The organism is Clostridia bacterium, assembly GCA_014360065.1.
Lineage (GTDB): Bacteria > Bacillota > DSM-521 > Neomoorellales > JACIYF01 > JACIYF01.
Window position 1 is genome coordinate 1 of the sequence record JACIYF010000024.1, and the last position, 15,092, is coordinate 15,092.

Here is a 15,092-nt window from a genome sequence, read left to right on the forward strand (position 1 = left end):
TTACCGGAAGCAATGTAGTGGCAAAATGAGCGTTTTTGGTTCAAGGATTCTAGATATGGTGTGGGTTTCAGCCAGGTGAAGTGTCAAACTCAGGAGAAACCATGCGTGATCGGTTTACCAGATATGTTACTTATTTCCATCTAATACCTGGGAATTAACTGCTTTTACCCAGGGTGACAACAGGCGTTCTCTATTGACATTGGGATCAACGCCCTCAGCCATGAAGTAAATTATGAGCAGGAGAGGATCTTCGTCAATTCCGATAAACTTGAGTACACGAGTCATTATAACCGGCGCAATAGAGTAAAAAGACTCGGCCCAGCGCAAAGGAGTAAAACGAGCGCTTTTCTCCGGAGCCAGCAACCGCATGTGGTTAAGCAGCCGGTGGCTTACAACCACGGTCAGCATGGCCACCAGAACCAGAGATTCTACCACGGCAGGTGCCCCACTGGAGATCACATCCAACTGATAGAAGCGCTTTAGTTCCTTGAAAACCAGTTCGATACTCCAGCGCGCCCGGTAAAGGAGCGCCACATCCTCTGCTGAAAGCTGTTCCGGCGTGATGTTGGTGAGGTAGAAATGATACGTCTTGCTTTCCTCATCGAGCACTCCCACCAGGCGGAAGGTTTCTTTAACCTTCGGTGTGCCGCACGTGGGACGGCAGATCTCGAATGCCTCGTCTTTCTCGGTCTTCTTGACTTTGCCTTTGATGGAGACCTTCACCTCAACGTTGATTACCTCCCCTTTAAGGGGCTGTTGAAAAACAAGCCATAATTGTATTAAGCAAATAAACCATAATAAGACATTATTCTGTCAAGGGACAGTGAAAATGTCACCCTAAACCACATTAACTGGACTGAGAAAATGTCACCCTGCCATGGTTAGGGGTAGCCTAAAGCTACCCCACTTCAGGTGGACGCCAGCCCCCTGGATTGATGTGCTGGCGCTCATGCTTTCTAAAGTAGTCTTCCACCGGGTCATATTGGCGTTTAGGCAGCCCGTATTGGCGCCAGGGGTGGTCAGGTTTAGGCTTATGCCCTTTGGGCTTAGGTGGAGCCATTTCCTGCCTTTTCGGGGGCCTTTTAAAGGGGGAAAGCTCATACCTCTTTTGGTTATACTGGGCATCTATGGACCCATCCAGGTGGAGAAGGATTTCCACCCTGGCCTTTTGAGGCAGGGTGAGCATCTTTTCTTCCTCCGTGAGGCAGTAGGTTTCTCCCTGATAAGACAGAACCGACCCGGTGGCCACCCGGGTTTCCTTTGCGCAGATGATGGCCTCTAAGGCCTCCTTATCCGGGCTAGCAAGATAGGCCGGCTCGGGGTCTTCTGGCTCTACTTGAAAGCGGGCATTAAACCTCTCGATAAAGCCGGGCAAAAAGGCGTTAGCCTGGTTGAGGTCGGAAATACCCTGAACCCTTAGTTCCACCACCAGCCGGCTCTGCAGGGTCCCCCACAGCACTGGGGATGCCCCAGGGGCATTTTCCCTTGACAACCATAAGTCACTAGTGATATTCTATCACTAGTGACTAGGATCCATTACTAAGGAGGGTCAAGTATGTGTGGACCTGGAGGAAATTTTTACCGCCATGGTAGCCAATGTGATTGCCACGGGCCTGGGCTCCGCATGGGTGGCTTTATTGTCCCCTGCTTGCTACTGCTGCTAAGGGAGCAACCGGCTCACGGCTACGAATTGATGGAAAAGCTGGGTAACCTCCCTTTCCTGGAGGCCGTCCCTGATCCCGGGGTAGTCTACCGCCACCTACGTCGCTTGGAGGAAGAGGGCATGGTAGCGTCCCAGCTGGAACCAGGCAGCGGCGGGCCAGCACGCAAGGTTTACTCGCTGACGCCGGAAGGAGAAAGTTTCTTGCGAGCCTGGGCTGCCAGCATCCGCAACCGCAAGGCGGCGCTGGAGGGGTTCCTGGCGACCTTCGAACGATATTTCCCTGGAGAGAAAGGCGGCGCGTAAGGGAGAAGGGGCTAGCCAGCCACAGACCGCTTGCCGGGGCGTGGTTGGCCAAAAGACCATAAGCCAGAGGTGGCACAGTGAATGGATGTCTTTACTCTAACTTTGTATTTCCTGGCCACAGGATGTTGGTTGCTTTCGCTGGCTAGGGATAGGCAAAAGACCAAGAAGGCCATGAGGCTGGCCTGGAAGTCTTTCTCCAATATACTTCCCGACTTCAGCGTGGTTCTGGCCCTGATAGGAATCATGCTTACCTTTCTTGCTCCGAGCATGATCTCGGCGGTGCTGGGCCAGAGCAGTGGCCTCCTAGGAATGCTGCTCGCGTCGGTGGTTGGATCCATTACCCTCATTCCCGGCTTTGTTGCTTTTCCGTTGGCGAAGTCCTTACTAGATTACGGAGCTGGCGTTCCCCAGATTGCGGCCTTTGTCTCTACATTGATGATGGTAGGTTTTGTCACCGCCCCCATGGAGATTCGGTTTTTCAACAAGAGAGAGACTATTGTCCGCAATAGCCTCAGCTTTGCCTTTTCCTTCTTGGTGGCGGCTATTATGGGGGTGGTGATCGGTTGAAACAAGTACTGAAGACTTACCGCTATTTCATCGCGTTAGTGCTATTTGACCTGGTGGTGCTGGCGCTTTACCCGACACCGGGCTGACTATTTTCCGGAAAACCGGTTCTAACTTTTTGGAGATGTTAAGTGTCTTACCGCCTATTTTCATTCTCTTGGGACTGTTGGAAGTCTGGGTGCCTAGGGAAACCATCATCCGTTTCCTCGGGCAGGAGTCCGGGCTAGTGGGGATCTTGCTCTCCCTTTTCTTGGGCGCTGCTGCAGCCGGGCCTCTTTATGGCGCCTTCCCAGTAGCGGCTACCATGCTCAGGAAGGGGGCCAAGTTCTCCAATGTCATGGTTTTGTTGTATTCGTGGTCGACACTCAAACTTCCTATGTTTCTATTTGAAACTTCGGCCCTGGGGGCGCAGTTCTCGGTAACCCGGATGCTCATCAACATCCCGGGCGTTATAATTATGGCTTGGCTGACCAGCTGCCTGATTCCCTCCCCGGAGCAGGAAGCCATCTACCAAAAGCACTGTCTGGCTAACATAGCCTGAGCCGGAAAGAAAATCTTAACAGGAAATCTGAAGCAATGTTTAATGGTATCGAGGCCGGTGCCTGGCCTGGCAGGAAGCTTAAGTGTGCGTCTGCCCGAGGCTGCGTAAAAATGGCGGGCATTGTTCCAGGGCGCGCTCTCCCAGCCATACCTTGGCTGCGAAGGCTAAACATGTAGGTTCCCCGCATTGCCGGCAATTGTAACTGGACCGCGGCAAGGATTTGATAATATCGGGTATGCTGGGGCGCCGCCACAATTCGTAACTGGGTTCAATTTCCGATTGCCGGGCATAGGTTTGGTTGACAACCTGCTGTACCCAGTCAAGTATTTGATAGGCGTGAGTAGTGCTTCTGGCTTTGGCCAAAGTCAGCCGGTCGGGGTATAAGACGATGATAGAGCCTTCCTTCATCAGGGTCAGGTTGTCGGAGCCTTGGCTGTAAATGGCCCCGGGTAGAACGGCGTTGAGATAAGGAAGGAGAAAACCGATGTTGGCTGATAGTTGCGCCTTTAGGCGTACCTTGCCGCTATCTGCCCAACAAGGCTCAATGAAGGTCACGGTAATCTCATTTAGAAACATGGCGAGTCCGGCGCGGACCATGATGCCGTACATCTCGTCCAGGACATAGGCCACTTCTTCCGGGGCAATGTTCTTGAAGTTGAAGGAAACTACACCCACCTGCCTGTCTGGGTCGCAAGGCCCGTACACCTTCAGCCCTGCAATAGAAGCCAGACCCTCTAGCAACTGTTTGGTTAGGAGCTTTTCCTTTTGGCGGATGTTTTCTATTCCTACCTCTATAATATGAGCTACTGCTGCTCCCAACCCAACAAGGCCGACCACGTTCAGGGTTCCAGCTTCGTACCGGTCAGGGATAGTGTCAGGTTGGTATCAAGCAGGGATTCACTGCCTGTTCCCCCTTCCTTGAGCGGTTTGAGGTCGATTTCCGGGCTTATATAAAGCCCACCTGTTCCTTGAGGGCCCAGGAGACCCTTGTGGCCGGTGAAGGCAAGCAGATGTATTCCCAGCTCAGCCACGTCCAGAGGATAAACGCCTGCCGTCTGAGCGACATCGAGGAGAACGGGAATCTCAGCTTTACGGGCCATCCGGCTTACCTCCGCAAAGTTCCGGTCACGTTGGAAGCATGGGTCAGGGCTATGAGTCGAGTATTGGGTACTGCGCATAAGTGGTGTAAAAGGGCCCGCTAAGGCCCAAAAAAATGTCGCATAAGATCCAACGGGTTTTTCAGGCGCCCCTTAATTCCATTCATTCTTGACCAGCTTCAAGGTCTCGTGCGGGGGGACACGCCTTTTGCGGGTGCTTAGTGCACTCCTTGATCTTATCTTCGAGCCCTTCACGCACGGCGGCAATGGCGTAGCTGGAGAAGCCGAAGAAGGTCATCTTCATGACAATATGCGAGGCGGCAAAAACGGACGATCTGGCTACCTTCGATTCTACTGGCTCAGAGGACACACCAGGTCGCCTTACCAGCGCACCGCCAGCTCACCTGTCCCGCGTTTGCTGCTTCCGCAAGGCCTTCGCCCTACGCTCTGCCCTTTGGTAAAACCCCTCATGGGGGCCTACCATGAACACCAGGCAAACCCGTTCTTCCTCCAGCACTATGTAGGCCGCCCGGTAGGCCACTCCCTTGAGGGAGAATTCCAAGGTCCTGGCCCCCCGCAGGCTGCCTTTTAGCAGGTGCCCCTTATACGGGTCTTGCTTTAGTATCAGAAGTTCCTTGGTGGCCTTCTCGGTCAGCTCCCGCAGCCCAAGCAGGTCCTTCTCCGCGTTCCTGGTTAAGCGCAGTTCAAAGTGGCTACTCATTTAGGCGAATACCGTGCTCCCGGGCGTATTCTTCTACAGTCTTGGTGCACCCCTCTTTGTGCTCCCTGATGGCATGTTCGGCCAGAATATCGAAGGGGCTTACCGCCGGAGCCAGCCGCACCTGGTTATCCTTCGGCTCGTATTTGAGGAACACAGTGTCGCCAGTTTTCAGCCCCAGGGCCTGCCTTATGCTTTTGGGCAGGGTGACCCGGCCTTTATTGTCTATCCTTACGGCCACTTCATTTGTGTTGGCCATCCCATTGACCTCCTTTGTGGGAAAGTCCTACCCATCAGTTATTATAACCCACCTTCACCAGAATTTCCACCAGGACCTTCTCCTCCTCTGCAACACTTGCCGTACCTCTTCCACCAGCCGCCTATCCCTTTCCTAGGCGAATGAGCTGTTACCTGTTTGGCAACATGCTGAAAATGTTCGTATATATCGGGATCCTTCTTGTCACGGCAAACTGTTTCAATGTACTCCCTTATCGCTTGGTGTTTCCAGGCAGCCTCGATGCAGTAGCCAAAAAGATCGTACACGTTTTTGAAGTCGATTGCTTTCCGGCACACCAGCGCCCCTAGCAATTCGAAATATCCGAGGTACTCGTCTAAATCGATTTCGTCTAATTCACCTCGGGATCTGCCGTCCTTTAAAGAATTCCAAAATCGCTCTCCTCCGCCTCTTTCAATCTCACGGATGATCTTCCGACACTCATCCCTCGCAAAGAACCTCTCGTAAATATCCAAGACTATTCTTCTTGCTTCCCTATTGGAAACGCTTTTGCGCCTGCCAGCTCAAAATAGCCACAAGTGCAACCCTTATTGGAGCCCATAACTGCTCCCTGGTTTGGTTAGCTTGGTTGGACCTAGATAGGTAGCTAGAATATATCTCTGAGAAGGGAAAGCCCCGCAACCATTGCGGGGCTTAGCTTTTTTCGGAGGTGCGGGCCGGATTCGAACCGGCGAATGGCGGTTTTGCAGACCGCAGCGTTAGCCTCTTCGCCACCGCACCAATACGTTTCTCCTTGGTGGCTGTATTGTAGCACACTTGGTTCAGACCATCAATACCCCAGGCCCTGCCGTATCCCGGCTTTTCACCCTGCCTTGGCTTACGCTCGCTCCAGAAACCCTCGCGAGCCAAACTAGCGCTCGGTCCTCAAGCTCCGGCGGACTTCCCGGCAAATTCGACCTCCTGTCTCAGTTGCCGGCCTCGGGCATCCATGCCCTCGGGTCCGCCTCCGCTTTCGGCCTCGTTAAGTTTGGCTGCCGCTCGGGTTTAGTCGCTCGGCTTTCAAGCCAAAGCAAGCCTGCCCAGCGCAAACTGGAGATAACCCGGCTCAAGCCCTGCCGATCGGCGTCCGGAAAGGAAACGGCGGAACCCGTGTCCTGCGGTGGCCTGCCTACCTAGCCGCGATTCCCACCTTTTCCCAGTGGAGGCGGCCAACCCCATCTACTTTTAGGCCGGTGATGCCCTTCCGGGCTACGATGGAGCTCTTCCAGAGCACCAGCCCGGTACCCAGCCCCTGCTGCCCGAGCCATTGTTCCTTAGCCACGGGATCCAACAAACTTGCCGAGGCAGGAATAAAGTTGGCCGCGCCCCCATTTAGGTAAGCCTCGGGCTGGGGATAGATAGGCGCGCTGGGCACCAAGTAAAGATCATACTTCTGACTCGCCAATGCTTGTTGCCATTGCCGAGGAGGTATCGGCACCAGCTTGATCTGCACCCCTTGGGCCTGCCATTGCCGGGCCAGTTCATTGGCTAGATCTTCATCCCGCCCCTCCCGCCAAGCTAAAGTCAGGGTAGGCTTGATATACCCTTTAGCGGCCAGGAGATCTTTTAGGCTGGAAGGACCGGGCGAGGCGGACGGTGCCCCTCCGCTCGGCGGGGAAGTTGTCCCGGGCGGCTGTGGCTGAGCAGTACTAGGCTGAAGGACTTGGCCTGAGTGTTGGTTAAAACCCTTGCCCGGCTGCTGCCCCGACCCCGCTCCCGACCCCGAGCCGGCACCCGGCTGTCCAGACCCACCAGACGGCTGGGCCGGCGCCGGTGCCGGCAGCAGCGCTGGCGCCGGCAATCCAAGGCTAGCCCAAGGAATTAAATGCGTCTCCGGCTCCGCCGCCCCCTGGGTTTTTGCCGCCAAGGCTTGCCGATCAATGCTGCTTAGGAGTGCTATCCGCACCGCCAAGTCGTCTAAGAGCTTACGCTTGCCAATGAATAACTGGGTCACCGCCCTAGTAGGGTAAAACTGCACCGTCCTCCCGGAGGCAGCTGCTTGGCTCCGAAACTTGGCTGGCGCGTCCTGGACTACATCTATTTGTCCGGCTCGCCAGCTCAACCAAGCGTCTTCGCTGGAGAGCCCCACGCGTATTTCCAGCCGGTCAATACCCGGTGCCCCGCCAAAGTAGTCGGGATTGGCCCCCAGGTTGATTTCCTTTCCTCCAATCCATTCGGCCACCCGAAACGGCCCAGTGCCGATGGGGATGGCCGCCGGAGCAAAGTAGCTGCCTGGAGATCCAAAAATGGCTCCGCTGGCCTGAGCTGCTTCCACCGCCTCCCGGGCTACGATGCCAAGTCCCGGATCAGCTAGCTTGATAAGAAAGTTGGGGTCGGGCTGGCTTAAGGTTACGGTCAAATCATAATCGCCGTTGACGGAAATCCCGGCTACTGCCCCTGGGGCGCTGGCGGACCTGCGCTTGCCCCCGCTCGCGCCGGTCAACCCCGCCAACAGCTGCCCGGCAGGGAATTTTTGGGGATTGGCCAGGATCCTTTCCCAGCTGTACTTGACATCCTCCGCCTTCAGCTCCCGGCCGTTATGAAAGTGGACTCCTTGGCGAAGGTGGAAGGTATAGACTTTGCCATCGGCTGAAGCTGTCCACCGATCCGCCAGCCTGGCCACCACTTTTTGGTTGGCCGCATCGTAGCCAACTAAAGTATCAAACACCAGACCGGCTATCTGGTAGCCTACCTGATCTTGGATCTGGGCCGGGTCCAGAGTAGGAGGCTCTTGGGATACCAGCCAGCGCACTACCCGCAAGCCTTGGCCTTGGGATTCAGAGGCTGGAGATGGCATCGATGAGCTCTGAGAACTAGCCTGGCAGCCTCCTAAAGCTCCTGCGCTCAATACCAGAAGGAGCACAATCACCGCCAGTGGCGCTTTGCCTGCCCTGGTTAGCACCTTGCCGCAAAACCTCTCTTTGTCACTAGTTTGGGGTCATGCGAGCTAGCACTCAGCTTGGAAGCAACTAGAGCATCGCATGGGCCCCTCTCCATTATAAACCGGATGCTTCCGAAACATTTCCCATGCCGGAGCGCTGGCGCCGGCTCCGCATGGGCTCGCCAGCGATCCGTATGGCTCCCCCTCACCCTTCGGCGGGGTTCCCGGCCAATTCGACCTCCTGTCTCAAGAGGCCAGCCTCGGACGTCCTGTCCTCGGCCCCGCCTCCGGGCTCGGTCTCGCCGACGTCTCGCGAGGCTCGCCCAAAGTCGCCTTGCGCCAGCATCCTCGGCATTTTCATGCTTCTTTCGGATGCACCATAAACCGCGGCTCAGCCGGCTCGCCTACTTAATTTTTACCAAGTGGGGATTGGGGGTAATTCCCGGTATGCGGCCCCGCTTGGCAATGGGCTTGCCGGTCACTTCTTTTAAGTCCATGGTCATGTCGATGGGCGGCGCCGAAGAGATGTAACTTCCTACCCCAAAAGCCACCGCTCCCGCTTCCCGCAAGGCAGCGATTCGTTCCGGAGTCAACCCTCCCGAAACCATGATCTGCACATGCTGGTAGCCGGCCATATCCAGGCGAGCGCGCACCTCCCGCACCAAATCAGCGGTGACCCCACCCCGCTCCCCCGGGGTATCCAGCCTCACTCCCTGTAGCCTGGGCCCCAAGGCCTCAGCCACCCGTAAGGCTTCCTCAGCTTCATCCTTAAAGGTATCTATGAGTATGGTCCGAGGGGCCTCCGGAGGCATAAACCGGTCATAGGCAAGGGCCGCCTCCACCGTATCCCCCACTATTATCATTACCGTATGCGGGACGGTTCCCACCGGCCGCTGGCCGGCTAGCTTGGCGGCCAAGACGCAGGCAGCCCCGTCGGCCCCACCCACGATGGCAGCCCGCTCCATTACCGGCGCCACGGCCGGGTGTACGTGCCGGGCACCAAAGCAATAAACCTTGGCCTCCCCGGCCGCCCGTTTAGCCTCTCGGGCCGCGGTAGCCCATCCGCTGGCATGGGCCAGAAACCCCAAGATGGGGGTTTCAAAGAGGCCAAAATCGCCGTATTTGCCTTCGATGCGAAGCACCACTTCCTTGGTGGCAAACTCTTCTCCCTCAGGAACCGCCCAAATGGCCACGTCTTTGTCCCGCAAAAGCCAAAGCACCTCCGGAATCCCCGCCATTACGCCGTTCCGGCGGGCAAAGACCTCGGCCACCACCGGGGTATCGAGAAGCCCCAATCCACGCAGAATCTCATAAGTGCGCACAAAGTATAGGTCAGTAGTAGCGCCGCTGGCTATTTCCTCATGAGTTGCCGAAAAAAACCGCGACCCCGAATCGGCCTTAAGCGCCTCCACCTGCGCCAAAGTTGCTATTTCCTTGTTCTCCCGCTCTGCCAATTCGGCCACCCTCCGGGCAGAAAAGATTTAAATTATCATAGCTTATTCGTTATCTTTCCCTCAAAACCTGCTTCGGCACCACTAAAGTCCCTAGTTCGCCTCGGTCGGCAAAATAGCCGGCCAGCACTAAAGCTGGATGGGGAGGCGGCAGAGGTTCTTCGGGGCCGGCTATACATAGATCCAGCGGTAAAATTGGTAGTCCCGCAGCACTTTCCTTACGAAATCCCTGGTTTCAGCGAAGGGAATGCGGTCTATATTCCTCAAGCTCCCGTCCCAACGCTGAGTAGCCACCCATTCCTTCACCTTGGCGCTCCCGCCATTGTAAGCAGCCAGGACCATGGCCAAGTTACCATCAAACTCCTGGTGCAGGTAGGCTAGATACCAAGTGCCTACCTGGATGTTGTACACGGGATCATAGAGCTGTTTGGGCTCAAAGGGCAACCCTGCTTGCCTGGACACCCAGCGAGCCGTCTCCGGCATCACCTGCATCAGTCCTACGGCTCCCCGGGGGGAAGTGGCCTTAGGGTTAAAGCCGCTCTCCACCCTCACCACCGCCGCCACCAGCTGGGGGTCGAGGTTATAAGCCCGGGCATAATAGTAAATGGTCTCCTTGTGGGGGAAGGGATATATAGTCCGCCAAATCCACGGCGTGAAAAGCAACCATAGCCCTATCAAAACACCTAACCAAACCAAAGGCATCCACCTGGAAGCCGGACGCCGTCGCTTTTTTCCCATCAGCAACCTCCTATGGGGTTACTTTGCAGTTTATAATCTATCCAGTTCTAACCATATTACGCTAAGGGAATATATACAACCTGATCATGCCAAGTTGGAAATGCCAGGGCTCGTCCAAGAAAATTATTGGTTATAACCGCCGTACCCGGGAGCACAACCCATCCAAACCAAGCGAAAAGAAACAGGGGCAGGGCCGGTGGAAAACCAAAACGGCGCCCAGCAGGAACACGAGCATGGCAGAAACCTAAGCCGAAACCTAGCTGAAGTGACCTTGGACGTTTCCCGCTATGGCACCTGGCATCGCCAAACCTAGGCCAAAACCTAGCCCCGGTTGGCTCCGGGAATCTGCTTCCACAAGGCTAAAACCTGCTCCCTGGTGGCCTCGAGAGAGCAGGCAGTATTGATGACCCGGTCGGCTGCCTTTAGCTTTTCGTCAATGGGCATTTGCGCCTTGAGCCGCGCCTGGGCTTGTTCTAAAGTTAAGCCATCCCGCTCCATTAATCGCTTGATTTGGGTTTCTTCCGGCACATAGGTCACCCACACCTCATCTACCACCGAAGCCATGCCTACCTCCAGCAGCAAGGGAGCATCGATCACCGCCACGGCCAGGGAGTCGCGGTCGGCAATCTGCCGCAGGCGAGTAGCCACCTCTTCAATGATGCGGGGATGGGTAATGGCATTCAGGGTTCGGCGTGCTTCCGGGTTGGCAAAGATGTATTCCCCTAGGGCTGCCCGGTTCAAGGTGCCATCAGGATTGATGAATTCTTCCCCCAGCTTTTCGGCAATCTTTTTCAGGGCAGGGCGGCCCGGCTCCACCACCTGGCGAGCAATGGCGTCGGCATCAATGATCTCGGCACCCAAGTCTTTCAGCATGCCGGCCACCGTGCTCTTGCCGCTGGCAATGCCTCCAGTCAGTCCAATTATAAACATAAACCCACCTGCCTAAGTCTGAAACCTGATTATGCCTATTAAGATGAGCATCAGTCCAGGAAGATATTGCTGCCATGGAACTCCCCTAGCTTGCCCTAGCCTTCGACCCCAGGCCAGCCCCAGGCTCACCATCAACATCTGAAACCCAGGCACCAAGACCAGAAGCGGCCAGCCGCCTAACCCGGCAATGCCGGCCGCGAATCCGGCCCCAAAAGCGTCCAAGGAAAGGGCTAGGCCCAAAAGCAACGACTCTGGCCAACTGATGGCTCCAGAAGCGTCCATATCAGCCCGGTCAGGGTACCTGAGTACTTGGATGACGATCCGCAGGAAGCCAATCCGAACTTGCAGCCAGGGCTTAAACTCGCCAGCACCCTCAGCCAACCAGGAAATACCTAGGCCTGTGGCCGCTCGCTCAGGACCCGCCTGGGATCCCAAGTGGGAGCGCTGCTGTACCAGCACCCATATCCCCACCCCCACCAGGATTAGCCCGCCCAGCCGGGGTGCCAACCAAGCCGGCAACAGTCCGGCCGCTCCACCGCCCAAGGCTAAGGATGTCCCGATGACTGCCGTCGAAACTAATCCCATCCCCAGAAGCGAGAACCAAGGGACCAGTATTCGCCTCCACCCATAAGCTAGCCCGGTGGTTAACCCATCCAGGCTCAACGCTAAAGCCATGATCACCGCCGTACCTAGCTCCATCCCGTCTCCCCCCAAAGCCATTAGCGTCGCTAACTACTATATGTGCCCAGGGGAGAGGTCGTGCTTGCAAGTCTTGCCAGCAGCGACATCTAGGGGGCAACGGTTAGCTAAGAGCTTGCCAGGCCAAGCGGTTAGTTAGCAGTGGCTGGCTGGCAGCGCCTAGCTGGGGAGCTGGACGGTAGGCTTACTCCCAAGGAGCTAGCCGCTAGCGCCTAGCTGGGAGGTACCTGGCAATGCGGGCAGTAGAAGCTGCTGCGGCCGCCGATCTTGGTTCGGGTTATGGGCGCATGGCACCGAGGACAAGCTTCCCCTTCCCGGCCGTAGACCGATAAGTGATCCTGATGACTTCCCCTTTCCCCACGGCCGTTGACGTAATCCCGAAAGGTAGTCCCGCCATCCTCAATGCCCAAAACCAAAACCTGTCGCAGGCTTTGCAGCAGGTTCTCGATCTCCTCCAAAGCCAAAGATTCAGCTGTCCGGGTCGGATGGATGCCGGCAGCAAACAAAGCTTCGTCCGCATAGATATTGCCTACCCCGGCAATCAGGCCCTGGTCCAAAAGGGCAGTCTTTATGGGTCGCCGGCCGTTCTTGAGCTTAGCTCCTAGGGCTTCAGCGGTAAGCCGGGGGTCAAATGGTTCCCAGCCCAGCTTGGCCTCCAGTTTGCCTATTAGCGTTGTTTCGTCTCCATAGTAGATCTTGCCAAACCGCCGCGGGTCCACCAGCCGTAATTCCCCCTGGGGTCCGGCTTGGGAATCACCATGGTCGGCACCCGCACTCACCAATTGAGCCCAAAAGTGAGTGTGAGGCTCAATCGGGGCTGAATTCAACCCCGGCCAATAGGTAATCCTCCCGCTCATGCCCAAATGAAACACCAGCAGCTTGTCGTAAGTCAAGTACAGGAGCAGGTACTTCCCCCGCCTCCCCAGCTTGGCAATGACCCGCCCCGGCAGATCCTCGGCAAGTTCCTCGGCCGAGGCCCCCCGCAGCAAACTAGGCGTAATCGACTGAACCCGCCCAAAGGCTTTCCCGCAAATGTGTGGGGCCAGTGTCCTCTTTATGGTTTCCACCTCAGGCAATTCCGGCATAATCTCTAATCAAGCTCCTCGTCGGTAAGCTCGTTCAGCTGATACCAGTTGGGCCCGTACTTGAGTTCCACTTTTAGCGGCACCTCAAGCTCCACCGCCCCTTCCATGGCCGCTTTGGCCATCTTGGCTACCGCTTTGAGCTCCTTTTTCGGCACATCGAAGATCAGCTCGTCATGCACCTGCAGGATCATAGCCGCTTCCAGTTGCCTCTCCCGGAGCAGCCGGTCCACCCGCAACATGGCCAGCTTAATGATATCAGCTGCGCTCCCCTGAATGGGGGTATTCATGGCGGTGCGCTCACCAAAGCTGCGCACGGCCCGGTTGGCGCTGTAAAGGTCAGTGAGGTAGCGGCGGCGGTTGAGCAGAGTAGTAACGTAACCCACCTCTCGGGCCCGGGCAATGATCTGCTGGATGTATTCGGCTACCCGGGGGTAGCGGGCAAAATAACGGTCGATATATTCTTTGGCTTCCTCCCGGGAAATCCCCAGGTCCCGGGCCAAGCCGAAGTCGCTAATCCCGTAGACGATCCCGAAGTTAACCGCTTTGGCCCGGCGCCGCATTTCCGGGGTGACCTGGTCAAACGGCACTCCAAATACCTCAGAAGCGGTACGGGTATGGATATCCTGGCCTTCAAAAAAGGCAGCCCGTAAGTTTTCGTCCCCAGAAATGTGGGCCAGCACCCTGAGCTCAATCTGGGAGTAGTCAGCCGTCAAGATGACCCAATCTTCGGCCCGAGGGACAAAGACCTGGCGAATTTTCCGGCCTACTTCCAGCCGTACCGGTATGTTTTGCAGGTTGGGCTCGGTACTGCTCAGGCGCCCGGTGGCCGTAACCGCCTGGTTAAAGGTGGTGTAGAGCTTCCCGGTTTGAGGATCAATGAGCGGATACAGGCCATCCACGTAGGTGGATTTCAGCTTGGCCAGCTGGCGGTACTCGATGATCTTAGCGGCAATCTCGTGCTCGTGAGCCAGCTCCTCCAAGACTTCGGCGCTGGTGGAATACCTAGTCTTAGTCCGCTTTCCCGCCGGGAGCTTCAGCTTTTCGAATAATACCTGCCCCAGCTGCTTGGGGGAATTGATATTGAACTCGGTTCCAGCCAGCTCATAGATCTGGCGGCTTAAGGCCTCTAAATCCACCGCCAGGGCTTCGCCCATGACCTTTAGCCCCTCCCGGTCCACCCTTACCCCTTCCATCTCCATCCGGCCCAGCACCCAGGTGAGGGGAAGCTCCACCTCCTGGTACAGCTGATCCATATCAGCCAATCTAAGCTTTTGCTCCAGGACTTCGTGCAACCGCAAGATATAGTTGGAGCGCAAGGCGGCCCGCTGCCAAGGCAGTTCCGGCTCAGTAAAGGCTTCATCCAGGTGCTCCAATACCAGCTGGGAGAGATCATATTCCGTCTTAGTGGGATCCAAAAGGTAAGCGGCCAACATGGTATCTCCGCTCATTTTTATTTCCCCAACTCCAGCTTGGGCCAGGCAGACCTCGTGAGCTTTGGCATCATGGGCCAAGAGCCGGGCTGGCCTCAGCACCTCAAAAACCTCCCTCAATACCTGAGGCAAGTTGGGAAAGTCGCTGGCATTGACCCCAATGGTACCCAGATGGCTGGTAAACCCAAGGGCGACAATCCGGGCCCGCCGATAACTTTGGCCCTCCCAGATCAAGCTGAACCCCAGGTTGCGCTCACCCTTCAAGGCCTGCCATAGCCAGCGCTTGAGCTCACCCTCATCCTGAACCCGGTCCAGGTGGCGCTCCGTCTTGGCCGTGGAAAGCACTGCTCCGGTTTCCGGCTCAGATACTTCACCATCGGCCGGAGCCACCGCCCCATCCTGCATTTTTTTCAGCACTGCTTTGATCAAAGTACGAAACTCCAGCTGCCTGAAAACCTCCAGGAGCTTCGAGTAATCGGGTCCCTGGTAGCGGCAAACGTCCAGGTCGATGGTAATGGGGGCATCGCAAGCGATGGTGGCCAGCCCTCGACTCATATAGGCCAAATCCCGATAGCGCTCCAGGGCCGCCCGCACCCGAGCCGGTACCAGGGCTAGGTGCCTCAATACCCCATCCAAGCTGCCGTAGGTTTGAATGAGCTTGAGGGCAGTTTTCTCTCCGATGCCCGGGACCCCGGGGATGTTGTCGCTAACATCCCCA

Annotated in this window: 14 protein-coding genes, 1 tRNA gene and 2 pseudogenes (1 of these 17 running past the window's edge); 3 read left to right on the forward strand and 14 right to left on the reverse strand. The window is 56.4% G+C overall.

What is annotated here, in order from left to right:
* Window positions 1–126 precede the first annotated feature (126 nt).
* Entirely contained in the window at window positions 127–723 is a 597-nt protein-coding gene (locus H5U02_05585) for a transposase (GenBank protein MBC7341905.1), read from the reverse strand.
* 175 nt (window positions 724–898) lie between these two features.
* On the reverse strand, window positions 899–1,459 hold the full coding sequence (locus H5U02_05590; protein ID MBC7341906.1) for a hypothetical protein: 561 nt from the start codon (window positions 1,457–1,459) through the stop codon (window positions 899–901).
* A gap of 96 nt (window positions 1,460–1,555) precedes the next feature.
* Here H5U02_05590 and H5U02_05595 point away from each other — a divergent pair, with 96 nt between their 5' ends.
* The 3 genes from H5U02_05595 (at window position 1,556) to H5U02_05605 (ending at window position 3,071) form a co-directional block, all read left to right on the forward strand.
* Entirely contained in the window at window positions 1,556–1,966 is a 411-nt protein-coding gene (locus H5U02_05595) for a helix-turn-helix transcriptional regulator (protein MBC7341907.1), read from the forward strand.
* Window positions 1,967–2,047: 81 nt separating this feature from the next.
* Entirely contained in the window at window positions 2,048–2,533 is a 486-nt protein-coding gene (locus H5U02_05600; GenBank protein ID MBC7341908.1) for a permease, read from the forward strand.
* Window positions 2,534–2,654: 121 nt separating this feature from the next.
* The gene (locus H5U02_05605) at window positions 2,655–3,071 is read left to right on the forward strand and encodes a permease (protein MBC7341909.1); all 417 of its coding nucleotides are present in this window, start codon (window positions 2,655–2,657) and stop codon (window positions 3,069–3,071) included.
* A 78-nt stretch (window positions 3,072–3,149) separates the two neighbouring features.
* Here the strand turns inward: H5U02_05605 and H5U02_05610 are convergent.
* The 12 genes and pseudogenes from H5U02_05610 to polA all read right to left on the reverse strand — a co-directional run.
* Window positions 3,150–4,171: pseudogene (locus tag H5U02_05610) on the reverse strand (aminotransferase class V-fold PLP-dependent enzyme).
* Window positions 4,172–4,568: 397 nt separating this feature from the next.
* On the reverse strand, window positions 4,569–4,889 hold the full coding sequence (locus tag H5U02_05615; GenBank protein ID MBC7341910.1) for a type II toxin-antitoxin system RelE/ParE family toxin: 321 nt from the start codon (window positions 4,887–4,889) through the stop codon (window positions 4,569–4,571).
* On the reverse strand, window positions 4,882–5,145 hold the full coding sequence (locus H5U02_05620) for an AbrB/MazE/SpoVT family DNA-binding domain-containing protein (protein ID MBC7341911.1): 264 nt from the start codon (window positions 5,143–5,145) through the stop codon (window positions 4,882–4,884). Before H5U02_05620 ends, H5U02_05615 begins: the two co-directional genes overlap by 8 nt.
* A 41-nt stretch (window positions 5,146–5,186) precedes the next feature.
* Entirely contained in the window at window positions 5,187–5,636 is a 450-nt protein-coding gene (locus H5U02_05625) for a hypothetical protein (GenBank protein MBC7341912.1), read from the reverse strand.
* Between the two features lie 192 nt (window positions 5,637–5,828).
* Window positions 5,829–5,901, reverse strand: a tRNA-Cys gene (locus tag H5U02_05630).
* A 388-nt stretch (window positions 5,902–6,289) separates the two neighbouring features.
* Window positions 6,290–8,062, reverse strand: coding sequence for an ABC transporter substrate-binding protein (locus H5U02_05635; protein MBC7341913.1), 1,773 nt, complete (start codon window positions 8,060–8,062; stop codon window positions 6,290–6,292).
* A 383-nt stretch (window positions 8,063–8,445) separates the two neighbouring features.
* Complete coding sequence (locus tag H5U02_05640; protein MBC7341914.1) at window positions 8,446–9,495, reverse strand: nicotinate phosphoribosyltransferase; 1,050 nt, start codon at window positions 9,493–9,495, stop codon at window positions 8,446–8,448.
* Window positions 9,496–9,663: 168 nt separating this feature from the next.
* Window positions 9,664–10,194 (reverse strand): lytic transglycosylase domain-containing protein, encoded by a 531-nt coding sequence (locus H5U02_05645; protein MBC7341915.1) that lies wholly within the window; start codon window positions 10,192–10,194, stop codon window positions 9,664–9,666.
* Between the two features lie 357 nt (window positions 10,195–10,551).
* The gene (locus H5U02_05650) at window positions 10,552–11,160 is read right to left on the reverse strand and encodes a dephospho-CoA kinase (protein ID MBC7341916.1); all 609 of its coding nucleotides are present in this window, start codon (window positions 11,158–11,160) and stop codon (window positions 10,552–10,554) included.
* 12 nt (window positions 11,161–11,172) lie between these two features.
* Complete coding sequence (locus H5U02_05655) at window positions 11,173–11,859, reverse strand: manganese efflux pump (GenBank protein MBC7341917.1); 687 nt, start codon at window positions 11,857–11,859, stop codon at window positions 11,173–11,175.
* 212 nt (window positions 11,860–12,071) lie between these two features.
* Entirely contained in the window at window positions 12,072–12,944 is an 873-nt protein-coding gene (mutM, locus tag H5U02_05660) for a bifunctional DNA-formamidopyrimidine glycosylase/DNA-(apurinic or apyrimidinic site) lyase (GenBank protein MBC7341918.1), read from the reverse strand.
* Window positions 12,945–12,949: 5 nt separating this feature from the next.
* Window positions 12,950–15,092: pseudogene (gene polA / locus H5U02_05665) on the reverse strand (DNA polymerase I); it runs 529 nt beyond the window's last position.

What these genes read in the sequence shown, in the direction of transcription:
- H5U02_05595 (MBC7341907.1), top strand. Translation starts at nt 1,556, where the DNA reads ATGTGTGGACCTGGAGGAAATTTTTACCGCCATGGTAGCCAATGTGAT.
- H5U02_05600 (MBC7341908.1), top strand. Translation starts at nt 2,048, where the DNA reads ATGGATGTCTTTACTCTAACTTTGTATTTCCTGGCCACAGGATGTTGG.
- H5U02_05605 (MBC7341909.1), top strand. Translation starts at nt 2,655, where the DNA reads ATGTTAAGTGTCTTACCGCCTATTTTCATTCTCTTGGGACTGTTGGAA.
- H5U02_05615 (MBC7341910.1), bottom strand. Translation starts at nt 4,889, where the DNA reads ATGAGTAGCCACTTTGAACTGCGCTTAACCAGGAACGCGGAGAAGGAC.
- H5U02_05620 (MBC7341911.1), bottom strand. Translation starts at nt 5,145, where the DNA reads ATGGCCAACACAAATGAAGTGGCCGTAAGGATAGACAATAAAGGCCGG.
- H5U02_05645 (MBC7341915.1), bottom strand. Translation starts at nt 10,194, where the DNA reads ATGCCTTTGGTTTGGTTAGGTGTTTTGATAGGGCTATGGTTGCTTTTC.
- H5U02_05650 (MBC7341916.1), bottom strand. Translation starts at nt 11,160, where the DNA reads ATGTTTATAATTGGACTGACTGGAGGCATTGCCAGCGGCAAGAGCACG.
- H5U02_05655 (MBC7341917.1), bottom strand. Translation starts at nt 11,859, where the DNA reads ATGGAGCTAGGTACGGCGGTGATCATGGCTTTAGCGTTGAGCCTGGAT.
- mutM (MBC7341918.1), bottom strand. Translation starts at nt 12,944, where the DNA reads ATGCCGGAATTGCCTGAGGTGGAAACCATAAAGAGGACACTGGCCCCA.